Here is a 12,122-nt window from a genome sequence, read left to right as displayed (position 1 = left end):
TATTAGCCCCGGTTTCCCGGAGTTATCCCAGTCTCATAGGCAGGTTGCCCACGTGTTACTCACCCGTCCGCCGCTAATCTTCGGGAGCAAGCTCCCAAAGATCCGCTCGACTTGCATGTATTAGGCACGCCGCCAGCGTTCGTCCTGAGCCAGGATCAAACTCTCCAATAAAGAGTAAGATTAGCTCTTAAAGTTAAAACGTTGGCTAGTGTATATTTCAACACTATCATTTTTGTTGACGTATGATTTGTTTAGTTTTCAAAGAACAATCACTGTCGCAACGAGGCGACTTTAATAATATATCATGTTTATCAACTCATTTCAACTACTTTTTTAAAAAAAGTTTTAACAACTATTTAAAGTACTTGTTGAGCTGACTTTTACTAGTATAGCAAGCCACTATTTATTATTCAATAACTAATAAATGGAAACATTCAAGAGCCAAATAGTTATAGTACCTATTTGGCTCTACCATACTAAGGAATCTTTACTTCATCGATAAAAATCATCCGGTTTCTCTGCAAATGAATAATTTCAGCAGTAGATAATACTTTTACAAGTGGCCTTGTTGGTGCATTCTCATCAATAAATAGAATTTCAGCTTCTTGTCCGTTTGAAAGTCTTACTAAACTCCCAATAGAAATATTCATAATCCCAGCTTGAAGTGCACGAATGGAGGCAATATCAAACTGTCCAAATAAATCTTGGAGCATCATCTCCAATACTTTAAAAGGAGACTGTTTTTTTCTATACAATCGTTGTGAAGTCATTGCATGGAATGTGTCAGCTGCCCCAATAATTTTTGCATATTGGTGGATTTTCTGTCCCTTTTCTCCTAATGGATACCCACTTCCATCCAAACGCTCATGATGTTGGAAGATGGCGATTTTGCCTGCCTCTCTAATAAAAGGTGTACTTTGAATAAGCCTATAGCTATACGTCGGGTGGTTTTTTACCTCTTGGTACTCCTCTTGTGTAAGAGGTGTTCTTTTATTTAATATTCCTTCAGAAAGCTTTGCCATTCCACAATCGCTTAATGTTCCAGCCAAAGCAACCTGAACAACCTCCCCTTTATTAAAACCTAGTTTCTTAGAGATAAAACTGCTAATTAATCCAACCGCAACTGCATGCTGGTATAAATAGTCTTCCTCAGTTGAAAAGTGGTGAAGTTGAAAAAGATCTGGTTGATTGTGATCTATTTTTTCGATTAACGGAAATATAATACTTCGTACCTTTGTAACATCTACTGGCAAACCCGACTGCCAGCTTCGAAACTCTTTTTTAAAGCTTCTTGATGCTTGAAGAAAGAGTTCTGTGAATGTAAGTTCCCTTTGCTCTTCATTTTCCTCACGTCTCACTTCTTCATCATCCAAGAGTATTTCATTAGGAATAAATGGATGACCGCTAGACAGAGTCTTTTCAACCTCTAGTTCAGGTATTAAGAAGGCTTTTAATACTTCGAGCAATTCGGAAGTTAACACTGTTTTCTTTTGGACAATTGTCCGGCCCGAAGACCCAATAACATCTTCAGAAAGAATGCACCCTTCTTGAACTTCTTTTATAAGAACTCGCACTAATTACACCCTCTAGTAATAATATTCTTAGTCTATTTTACCCAATTCATAAAAAAAGAGGAACATAATAATGTCCCTCTCTTACAAATTATTCTTCATCCGCTGATTCAAAGTCTTGTGACTCTTCTTCTTCACCAACGATGACTTCGTCTTTTTCTTCTTCTTTTTCTTCTTCCTTCTCAACCATCGCTACAGTTGCTACGAATTCTTCTTCTGATTCATTCAATCTGATCAATCTCACACCTTGAGTATTTCGTCCCATTGTTGAGATGTCACTAACCGCCATACGGATTAAGACTCCGCCTGTAGTAATTAACATTACATCTTCTTCACCTGTTACAGCCTTCATCGCAACTAGGCTTCCGTTTTTATCTGTAATGTTACATGTTTTGATTCCTTTACCACCGCGTCCCTGAATTCTATATTCCTCTGCAGGTGTACGTTTTCCGTATCCGTTCTTGGTAACGATTAAAATTTCTGTATTTTCTTCAAGAACTTCCATTCCAACAACTTCATCTGACTGGTCAATATTAATTCCTTTTACCCCAGTTGCTGTACGACCCATTGAACGAACATCTGTTTCAGGGAAACGAATGAGCAATCCGTTCTTTGTTCCAATGATTATTTCTTTACTTCCATCCGTTAGACGTACGGAGATTAATTCATCTTCCTCACGTAGATTCAAGGCAATTAAACCATTGTTTCGGATATTCGCAAACGAAGTCAGTGGAGAACGCTTGGAAATTCCCTCTTTTGTAGTAAAGAACAGGAACCAGTCATCTACAAACTCTGAAACAGGAATAATGGCATTCACCCATTCTCCTTTGTCCACTTCAAGCAGATTTATGATTGGAATTCCTTTTGCTGTTCTTGAGAATTCAGGAATCTCATACCCTTTTGAACGATATACTTTCCCTTTGTTTGTAAAGAAAAGAATCGTATCGTGAGTAGACGTTGTCACAAGATGTTCAACGAAATCGTCTTCATTCGTACCCATACCTTGTATCCCTCTACCACCACGTTTTTGTGCACGGTAGGTTGAAACTGGTAGACGTTTGATATATCCGTTATGAGTCAATGAGATAACGATATTCTCAACCGGGATTAAGTCCTCATCTTCAATGTTTTCAATTCCACCCGTCACAATTTCTGTACGACGGTTATCATTGAAGCGTTCTTTAATTTCAGATAGTTCTTCTCTTATGATTTCAAGAACCTTCTCTTCATTAGCTAAAATTTCCTTTAGCTCTGAAATTAACTTCACGAGGTTTTGATATTCTTCTTCAATCTTTTCGCGTTCTAATCCGGTTAAACGCTGTAAACGCATATCTAAAATAGCCTGTGCTTGCTTTTCTGAAAGTTGGAAGGTAGTCATTAACCCCTCACGAGCAATATCTGTTGTCTGTGAGGAACGAATTAAGCTAATAACTGCGTCTAAATGATCTAATGCTATTCGTAAGCCGTCTAAAATATGAGCTCTTGCTTCTGCTTTTCGTAATTCAAATTCTGTTCTTCTACGAATAACAACTTTTTGGTGATCTAAGTAGTAGACCAAACACTGCTTTAAGTTTAAAACCTTAGGTTGTCCATCAACTAAAGCTAATGTGTTAATTCCAAAGCTTGTTTGTAGAGCCGTTTGCTTATAAAGGTTATTCAACAATACATTGGCATTGGCATCTTTACGAACCTCAATAACAATTCGCATACCATTTCTATCTGATTCATCACGAAGATCTGTGATACCATCAATTTTTTTCTCACGGGCTAGCTCAGCAATTTTCTCGATTAGCTTCGCCTTGTTTACTTGGTATGGAATCTCATTAACAATGATAACTTCCTTGCCATTTGCCTTTTGTTCAATAACAACCTTTGCTCGTAATGTAATAGAACCTCTGCCTGTTTCATAAGCCTTTCGGATCCCGCTTCGGCCTAATATTAATCCTCCAGTTGGAAAGTCAGGACCAGGAATAATCTCCATGAGCTCCTGAGTTGTAATCTCTGGGTCTTTACTTACTGCTAACACACCGTCAATCACTTCACCAAGCTGATGTGGGGGAATATTTGTTGCCATACCCACCGCAATCCCTGTTGTCCCATTGACAAGAAGATTAGGGAATCGAGCTGGAAGGACAACCGGCTCTTTTTCTTCTCCATCATAGTTGTCTTGGTAATCAATAGTGTCTTTATTAATGTCTCGTAACAGTTCCATAGAGATTTTTGACATTCTTGATTCCGTATAACGCATGGCTGCCGCTGAGTCTCCATCAACAGACCCAAAGTTTCCATGGCCGTCAACAAGCATATAACGATAGTTGAAATCCTGTGCCATACGTACCATAGTTTCATACACCGCTGAGTCTCCATGTGGATGGTATTTACCAATAACATCCCCAACGATACGAGCAGATTTTTTGTATGGCTTATCAGAATGCATACCAAGGTCATGCATCGCATATAAAATACGACGGTGTACGGGCTTTAATCCATCTCTAACATCTGGCAAAGCACGAGAGACAATAACGCTCATCGCATAATCTAAGAATGAAGTCTTCATTTCTTGGCTAATATTTATTTCTTTAATTTGTGAATTCGGTGTTTCAGCCAACGTGTGTACCTCCTTTAAAGCTAATGATCGATCATTTCTTAAAGCTTCTATGAAAGAAAAAGGAGGATAGTGGTTACCCTCTACCCTTTTTCTAGATATCTAAGTTTTTCACATATTGTGCATTCGCTTCGATAAAGTTACGGCGTGGCTCAACTTTATCTCCCATTAGCATTTCGAACGTTTCATCAGCTTCAATAGCATCCTGAAGACTAACCTGTAACATCGTCCTAGTATCTGGGTTCATGGTTGTATCCCAAAGCTGATCAGGATTCATCTCACCTAGTCCTTTGTAACGTTGAATATTAGGTTTCGGTTGGCTCGGAAGCTCTGCAAAAATACGGTCTAATTCTTTATCGTTATAGGCATATTCAATTCGTTTCCCTTGTTGAACCTTGTATAATGGTGGCTGAGCGATATAAATATAGCCTGCCTCTAAGATTTGTCTCATATAGCGATAGAAGAATGTTAAAATCAGTGTTCGAATATGCGCACCGTCAACATCTGCATCCGTCATAATTACAACTTTATGGTAGCGAGCTTTCGAAAGATCAAAGTCTTCGCCAATCCCTGTTCCAATTGCTGTAATCATGGCACGAACTTCATTATTTGAAAGGATTTTATCCAATCTTGCTTTTTCTACGTTAAGGATTTTCCCTCTAAGTGGAAGAATCGCTTGGAAATGACGATCACGTCCTTGTTTTGCTGACCCACCCGCTGAGTCTCCCTCAACGATATATATCTCACTTATTTCAGGATCTTTGGAAGAGCAGTCAGCAAGCTTACCAGGCAAGCTCGATACCTCAAGTGCACTCTTTCGACGTGTTAACTCTCTCGCTTTTTTGGCAGCTAAACGGGCTCTTGCCGCCATTAACCCTTTTTCAACTATTTTCCTAGCAACTGTAGGGTTTTCAAGAAGAAACTTATCCAGTGCCTCGGCAAAAATCGTATCTGTTGCTGCTCTTACCTCTGAGTTACCAAGTTTCGTTTTTGTTTGGCCTTCAAACTGTGGATCTGGATGTTTGATAGATACGATAGCTGTTAAGCCTTCTCGCACATCATCACCAGACAAATTCGAATCGTTTTCTTTTATCTGACCATATTTTCTTGCATAGTCGTTTATGATTCTTGTAAGAGCTGTTTTAAAACCAGATTCATGTGTCCCACCTTCATGGGTATGAATATTGTTCGCAAACGAGTAAATATTACTTGTATAACTATCATTGTATTGAATGGCGACCTCGATGGTAATTCCCTCTTTTTCGCCTTCAATAAAGATTGGCTCTTCATGTAGAACTTCCTTTGATCTATTTAAGTGCTCTACATAAGACTTTATACCGCCTTCATAGTAATATTGGTTGCCTTTATTTTCTTCACGCTTATCTTCAATCGTTATTTTTAACCCTTTGTTTAAAAAGGCAAGCTCACGGATACGATTGGCAAGGGTCTCATAATCATACTCAAGAGTCTCAGTGAAAATTTCACTATCTGGGACAAAGTGAATCGTCGTACCTGTATGGTCTGTTTCTCCGATCACTTCTAGGTCAGCAACAGGCACTCCACGCTCAAATTTCTGATAGTGAATTTTCCCTTCTCGATGAACATACACTTCTAATAACGTAGAAAGCGCATTAACTACAGACGCACCAACTCCGTGAAGTCCTCCAGAAACTTTATAACCTCCGCCACCAAACTTTCCGCCAGCATGAAGGACAGTCATAATGACTTCAACAGCCGGTCTTCCCATCTTTTCATGGATCCCAACCGGAATTCCCCGCCCATTATCAATAACGGTAATGCTATTATCCTTTTCAATTACAACATTTATCTCTGTACAGAAGCCAGCTAGAGCTTCGTCAATACTATTGTCAACGATTTCCCAAACTAAATGGTGGAGTCCTTTGACACTTGTGGAACCAATATACATCCCCGGTCTTTTTCTTACGGCTTCAAGACCTTCCAGAACCTGTATCTGATTTTCATCATATGATTGTTCTTGGACTTCTTTTTGTTCCATTGCCATAAACCGTTCACCTACTCTTTCTTTCACAATTAAGCAAAAATCAATTGATTTTCGCGTACCAAATATATATTTTCACTTAGCAAGAGAGCTAAGATTATTCTAATACTGAGCTGCTAGTTTATAAGAGCGTTTTTTTAATGTTCCAGATGATAACGGTGAATAATAGATTTTATCTTTTGTGATCACGATAGATTTATATCCACCTTTTGAAAGATCCACAACCTCTGCTCGATCATGCATTAAAAATTCATTCATCTGTGATGATGAGACGACACTTTCTTTACTTATGATGGCAACGATATCTATTGCTCGAACCAATGTCTCTTCTCCAATATGAACATACATATGACCACCTCATAAGATTTGTTTAATCGTCCCACTATCAACGGTAAAGGTTGACGCTTCTTTAAGTGTTTGATGGTCAATTCCATCTACATTTGTTGTTGTCACAAATGTTTGAACCTTACCCTGAATGGTGTTTAACAAGTGAGATTGGCGATAATCATCCAGCTCTGAAAGAACATCATCTAGAAGCAAAATAGGGTATTCCCCAATTTCCGAATGAATGAGTTCAATTTCTGCTAGCTTAACGGATAATGCAGTCGTCCGTTGCTGACCTTGAGAGCCAAAAGTTTGTACATCACGCCCATTTACAAAAAAGAGCATATCATCGCGATGAGGCCCAAACAGTGTTGTGCCACGTTCGATCTCTCTAGTTTTTATTTTATCAAATTTATGAGTAAATACTTCTACCATTTTCGACAAATCTTGCTCTTCTGATACATCAACAGAAGGTTTATACTCAATCTTTAACGTTTCTAGTCCTCTAGAAATTCCACTATGGATAGGAATAGCCCATTTTTGAAGCAAATGGAGAAATTCATAACGTTTGGCAACGATACGAACAGCCTTGTCAATAAATTGCTCCGTTAAAATATCGAGCATCGTTTGGTCTGATTGCTTTTTAATCTGCAACATTTTTAAATAATGGTTTCTTTGCTGGAGGATTTTCTGATATTGCCCCATTTCATGAAGATAAATAGGGGATACTTGTCCGATCTCCATATCTATAAATCGCCTTCTAACCTGCGGACTTCCTTTAACGAGTGTAAGATCCTCAGGCGCAAACATAACCACATTCATATTCCCTACATACTGACTTAATTTTTGCTGCTCAAGATGATTGCATTTTGCCTTTTTTCCCTTTTTAGAAATAATCAGCTGCATCGGGAGAGGACCGTGACTTTTTTTTACCCGTCCCTCTATTGTAGCATATTCTTCATCCCAGCGAATAAGTTCTTTATCATTAGAGGTTCGATGAGATTTAGCCATGGCTAATACGTAGATGGATTCCATGACATTTGTTTTCCCTTGAGCATTTTCACCTAAGATGACATTAACCTTGTTTTCAAAATTAATAGTCAAATCTTCGTAATTCCGATAATTTTTTAACCCTAAATGCTCAATATACATATTCAAAACATCCTTTATCCCTATACAGTAAGCGAGACTTCAACACATATGTCGAAGCCTGCTTCCTTTTACATGACAATGTATGAACCGATGGTAGGAATTTCAACAACATCTCCAGCTCTAAGCTTTCGACCTCTCCTTTGATCTTGCTCATTATTGACAAATATTTCATGTTCACTTAGGAACCATTTTGCCATTCCTCCGGTATCTATAACACCTGCTAGCTTTAAAAATTGACCTAACGTAATATACTCTGTGTCAATTTTCACTTCTTCTCTCAAATAGCCTCACTCATTTCTCGTAATTTTTCATGACGAGCGTTTTTCGTGTCTACTCTTTATTTTACTAAATATTTGGTTTGTATACAAAGGGTTAAACGAAAAGCCACCAGAGAACTGGCAGCTTATTCTTAATATGTTCTTACAGGGAGAATCAATTGCAGAATAGAATCGTCATTTAAAGGTTGGATAATAAACGGTCTCATTGCCCCTGTAAAACTAATTTTTATTTCTTGTCCTTCTAAAGCTTTTAATGCGTCCATTACATATTTTGCACTAAAAGATATTTTTAACTCTTCGCCAGTAATTGCTTGTGCTTGGAGCTCTTCAACTACTTTTCCGATTTCTGGTGTATTAGAGGACACCTCTATCACTTTTTCTTCAATTGTTGAAAATTTAACTACGTTATTTCTTCCTTCTCTTGCTAACAAGGAAGCACGATCAATGGATTGTAAAAACTCTTTCGTATTAACGGTTACTTCTGTCTTACTTTCTGACGGAATCAATCGAGTTGTATCAGGGTAGTTTCCTTCAAGCAATCTCGAGAAAAACAATAGATGCTTAGCTTTAAATAACACTTGGTTTTCTGTTATGACGATATCAACTAGGTCATTTGTATCATCTAGAATTTTACTCAATTCATTTAAGCTTTTCCCTGGAATAACTACATTGTAATTTATATCGTTCTCAATATCGACCTTGGCTTTTCTTAAAGCTAATCTGTGACTATCTGTTGCAATACAGATTAACTCTCCGTTTTCGACCTTCCAGTTTACACCTGTCAACACTGGGCGTGTTTCTGAGGTGGACACTGCAAAAACCGTTTGACGAATAAGGACTTTTAAGAGGTCTGTACGGATCTTAAAAGCATTTTGTTCTTCGATTTGTGGTAAGTGCGGATACTCTTCTGCATCAAGACCGTTCAAATTAAATTCAGACTTACCTGAACGAATAACGGTTTGAAAATGATTTTGAACATCTATTTCAACTGTATCTGTAGGTAATTTCTTTACGATTTCACTGAAAAACTTTGCTTGAAGAACGATAGAACCTGTTTGTTTGATTTCGACAAGTTCATCACCAGCTTCTTCTTTAGGTATAAATGATTCTATGGAAATGTCTGAGTCACTACCAGTTAATGTAACACCATCTTCAGTTACAACAATTTTTATACCGGTTAAGATCGGGATAGTTGTTCTGCTAGTTACTGCTTTCATAACATCCTGAACACTTTGAACTAAACGGTCCCTTTGGATAATAAAACGCATAAAAAAAGTCCCCCCGTATGAATGGAATATCAGGTTTATTTATATATTTTTATTATAAAAAAATAGTAGAAGTAATAGTAGGGCTTGTGAGTATGTGGATAACTCCCTTGAACGAAAGGAAATACAGCCTATCCACATGTGGACAGACTGTTAGCAAACAAGTGAAAGTTATACACAGTATTAAATTTTCAAAAGCTCATTAATCTCATTCAATTGTTTTTGGAACTGAGAATCTGTTTGAATAAGCTTTGAAATTTTTTCGTGAGCATGAATAACTGTCGTGTGATCTCGACCTCCGAACTCTTCACCAATTTTCGGAAGGGAAAAGTCGGTTAATTCTCTTGATAAATACATAGCGATTTGCCTAGGAAAAGCAACAGATTTCGTCCGCTTCTTTGCTTTAAAGTCCTCAAGCTTCACATTAAAGTGCTCTCCAACGACTCGTTGAATCTCATGAATCGTAATGACTCGTGGCTTTGAACTTGGAATAATATCTTTCAAAGCTTCCGCAGCTAAATCAGCATTAATATCTTTATTTATTAGAGAAGAGTAGGCAACCACTCGAATCAATGCACCTTCTAGCTCTCTAATATTGGAATCAATTTGATTTGCTATATATAGCATGACTTCGTTAGGGATATCTAATCCCTCAGCCTTTGCCTTTTTACGAAGGATGGCAATCCTTGTTTCTAAATCTGGTGGTGTGATGTCTGTGATTAATCCCCATTCAAAGCGTGAACGGAGTCGATCTTCAAGCGTCGGAATTTCCTTTGGCGGACGGTCACTAGATATAACAATTTGCTTACTTTCCTCATGAAGCGTATTAAACGTATGGAAAAATTCCTCTTGAGTTTGTTCTTTTCCAGCAAGAAACTGAATATCATCAATAAGAAGAACATCTACATTGCGGTATTTATTTCTAAAATCAACTGCTTTATTGTCTCGAATAGAGTTAATGAACTCATTCGTAAATTTTTCAGAAGATAAATAAACAACCTTTGCTGATGGGTTATGATCCTGCACATAGTGCCCAATCGCATGCATAAGGTGGGTTTTTCCTAAACCTACGCCCCCGTATATAAAAAGGGGATTATATGCTTTAGCTGGTGCTTCAGCGACTGCTAGTGAAGCAGCATGTGCAAATCGGTTCCCAGAACCAATAACAAATGTATCAAAAGTATATTTCGGATTGAGCATATTTAACGGTAGCTCTTGATGGTCGTCATCTTTCATATTGCGTTTTTGTGGGATAGGAATCTCATCTTCCACTTCATTTTGATTTTGAGGAATGATGAATTTTACCCCTAGTTCTTCTCCAGTTATATCGTAGAGAATTCCAGCGATTAATTGCGAATAACGTTCTTCTAGCCAGTCACGAGCAAATTCATTTGGAGCCGTTACGGTTAACGTATCACCTTGCAAAGAATGGGCTTTAGTAGATTTTAGCCACGTTTCAAAGCTGGGTTTGCTAATTTTTTTCTCTATATTGGCTAACGCGTTATTCCAAAGATCCGAAATATTTTCCACACTGATCCCTCCTTTTAGGAATATAAATGCCATCTTTGAAGCGGCTAAACAGTCTACTAATTTTTCTATGTTTCCCGTAAGGATCACAAAAAAACATAGGTTATACAAGCTGTACAACCTATAAATTTATAAATATACAAATCTGTTAATGTGGGTAAGTATATATATAAGAAGTAATGAGGAATTTCGACAATATCCACTACTTGTGGACAACGTTCTACATAGGGTCTGAATAACCTATCCACAAGATATCCACAATCTGTGGATAGGTTATTTATCCACATGTTTTTATCCAGAGTGAAAACACAATAATAATATCAAATAAATTAAGTAGACGCAATGGTTTTTTAAGTTTATCCACAACAAGTACAAGCTGTGGGTATTAATTGTCCACAGTGAAAGAATCTGTGAAAAAGCTGTCAATAAGCGTTGTGGATAATGGAGAAACGTGTCGAAAGTTATTAACAGTCGCTGAAAAATATGTTTTGGAGGACGCTTTTCCAAAACACTTATAATTAAGAAGATCTTATCTGTCATTCTGTCTGTCAAAAGGAGTCGAAGATAGGCTATTGACTTTTTTTATAGGTCGCCTCTATAATTAGAAGGACTGTCTTTAAAGTTATTCCTCAGGGAGGTGTCATATAATGAAAAGAACGTACCAACCAAATAAGCGTAAACACAGCAAAGTTCACGGTTTCCGTAGTCGTATGAGCTCTGCAAACGGACGTAAAGTATTAGCACGTCGTCGTCGCAAAGGAAGAAAAGTATTATCTGCTTAGGCCACTGAAACGTCAGTGGTCTTTTTTCTCATTCAGGTGCAAGAAGAGTTCGGTTTATGTATAGATGTTCACACAGAAGAAAATAATGGGAAGGGCAGTGTGCGCCTCCAGAAGCTAGAGCACTTGCTTTAATCTAGATCGTAGGTGTAATGAATGAAAAAGGAATTTCGAATAAAAAAGAATAAAGAATATCAAGAAATATATAAAAAGGGGAATTCTGTAGCGAATCGTCAATTTGTGGTTTATTTACGAAATGTTCCAGAACAAACTCATTTTCGTGTTGGTTTGTCTGTTAGCAAGAAGATTGGAAATGCTGTAACTCGTAATCAAGTGAAAAGGTATATTAGACAATCCTTACTAGAGCTTCAAGAACATATGAAAAATGACTATGATTTGATTATTATTGCGAGAAAACCAGCTTCCGATATGACGTTTCATGAAGTGAAGGGAAGTTTAACTCATGTTTTAAAACTTGCGAAGGTTTTAAATGGTAGAGTAGAAAGAAGGAAATAAAATCTTAGTGATTGCATTTTTTTAAGGAAATGTACTTATAAAAAATGATACAATACACTTGGATTATTAATAGACGAACAAGTAG

The 12,122-nt window shown here is 37.5% G+C and carries 10 protein-coding genes and 1 rRNA gene; 2 read left to right on the top strand and 9 right to left on the bottom strand.

Annotation, left to right across the window (positions count from 1 at the left end; genetic code table 11):
* The 9 genes from ACRX5O_RS24325 to dnaA form a co-directional block, all read right to left on the bottom strand.
* Positions 1 to 171 (bottom strand): 16S ribosomal RNA (locus tag ACRX5O_RS24325); the annotation flags it as partial.
* A gap of 305 nt (positions 172 to 476) precedes the next feature.
* Entirely contained in the window at positions 477 to 1,574 is a 1,098-nt protein-coding gene (locus tag ACRX5O_RS24320; protein WP_433908307.1) for an HD-GYP domain-containing protein, read from the bottom strand.
* Positions 1,575 to 1,662: 88 nt separating this feature from the next.
* A complete protein-coding gene (gene gyrA / locus ACRX5O_RS24315) occupies positions 1,663 to 4,128 on the bottom strand; it encodes a DNA gyrase subunit A (protein WP_433908309.1) in 2,466 nt (821 codons plus the stop codon).
* Between the two features lie 142 nt (positions 4,129 to 4,270).
* The gene (gene gyrB / locus ACRX5O_RS24310) at positions 4,271 to 6,193 is read right to left on the bottom strand and encodes a DNA topoisomerase (ATP-hydrolyzing) subunit B (RefSeq protein ID WP_433908308.1); all 1,923 of its coding nucleotides are present in this window, start codon (positions 6,191 to 6,193) and stop codon (positions 4,271 to 4,273) included.
* A gap of 105 nt (positions 6,194 to 6,298) precedes the next feature.
* Positions 6,299 to 6,544: an extracellular matrix regulator RemB gene (remB, locus tag ACRX5O_RS24305; protein ID WP_433908306.1), complete on the bottom strand. Its 246-nt coding sequence runs from the start codon at positions 6,542 to 6,544 to the stop codon at positions 6,299 to 6,301.
* A gap of 9 nt (positions 6,545 to 6,553) precedes the next feature.
* The gene (recF, locus tag ACRX5O_RS24300) at positions 6,554 to 7,672 is read right to left on the bottom strand and encodes a DNA replication/repair protein RecF (protein ID WP_433908305.1); all 1,119 of its coding nucleotides are present in this window, start codon (positions 7,670 to 7,672) and stop codon (positions 6,554 to 6,556) included.
* A 68-nt stretch (positions 7,673 to 7,740) separates the two neighbouring features.
* Complete coding sequence (gene yaaA, locus ACRX5O_RS24295) at positions 7,741 to 7,953, bottom strand: S4 domain-containing protein YaaA (protein WP_160547692.1); 213 nt, start codon at positions 7,951 to 7,953, stop codon at positions 7,741 to 7,743.
* Positions 7,954 to 8,081: 128 nt separating this feature from the next.
* Complete coding sequence (gene dnaN / locus ACRX5O_RS24290) at positions 8,082 to 9,218, bottom strand: DNA polymerase III subunit beta (RefSeq protein ID WP_433908304.1); 1,137 nt, start codon at positions 9,216 to 9,218, stop codon at positions 8,082 to 8,084.
* Between the two features lie 180 nt (positions 9,219 to 9,398).
* Positions 9,399 to 10,745 (bottom strand): chromosomal replication initiator protein DnaA, encoded by a 1,347-nt coding sequence (dnaA, locus tag ACRX5O_RS24285; RefSeq protein WP_433908303.1) that lies wholly within the window; start codon positions 10,743 to 10,745, stop codon positions 9,399 to 9,401.
* Positions 10,746 to 11,389: 644 nt separating this feature from the next.
* On the opposite strand from dnaA, the gene rpmH reads away from it, so the two are divergent.
* Positions 11,390 to 11,524: a 50S ribosomal protein L34 gene (rpmH, locus tag ACRX5O_RS24280; protein ID WP_066059809.1), complete on the top strand. Its 135-nt coding sequence runs from the start codon at positions 11,390 to 11,392 to the stop codon at positions 11,522 to 11,524.
* A gap of 153 nt (positions 11,525 to 11,677) precedes the next feature.
* Positions 11,678 to 12,037 (top strand): ribonuclease P protein component, encoded by a 360-nt coding sequence (gene rnpA / locus ACRX5O_RS24275; protein WP_433908302.1) that lies wholly within the window; start codon positions 11,678 to 11,680, stop codon positions 12,035 to 12,037.
* Positions 12,038 to 12,122 lie beyond the last annotated feature (85 nt).

This window comes from Robertmurraya mesotrionivorans, assembly GCF_050971805.1.
GTDB lineage: Bacteria > Bacillota > Bacilli > Bacillales > Cytobacillaceae > Robertmurraya_A.
This window is presented reverse-complemented; position numbering and strand designations above follow the sequence as displayed.

What these genes read in the sequence shown, in the direction of transcription:
- recF (WP_433908305.1), bottom strand. Translation starts at nt 7,672, where the DNA reads ATGTATATTGAGCATTTAGGGTTAAAAAATTATCGGAATTACGAAGAT.
- rpmH (WP_066059809.1), top strand. Translation starts at nt 11,390, where the DNA reads ATGAAAAGAACGTACCAACCAAATAAGCGTAAACACAGCAAAGTTCAC.
- remB (WP_433908306.1), bottom strand. Translation starts at nt 6,544, where the DNA reads ATGTATGTTCATATTGGAGAAGAGACATTGGTTCGAGCAATAGATATC.
- gyrA (WP_433908309.1), bottom strand. Translation starts at nt 4,128, where the DNA reads ATGAAGACTTCATTCTTAGATTATGCGATGAGCGTTATTGTCTCTCGT.
- rnpA (WP_433908302.1), top strand. Translation starts at nt 11,678, where the DNA reads ATGAAAAAGGAATTTCGAATAAAAAAGAATAAAGAATATCAAGAAATA.
- gyrB (WP_433908308.1), bottom strand. Translation starts at nt 6,193, where the DNA reads ATGGAACAAAAAGAAGTCCAAGAACAATCATATGATGAAAATCAGATA.
- dnaN (WP_433908304.1), bottom strand. Translation starts at nt 9,218, where the DNA reads ATGCGTTTTATTATCCAAAGGGACCGTTTAGTTCAAAGTGTTCAGGAT.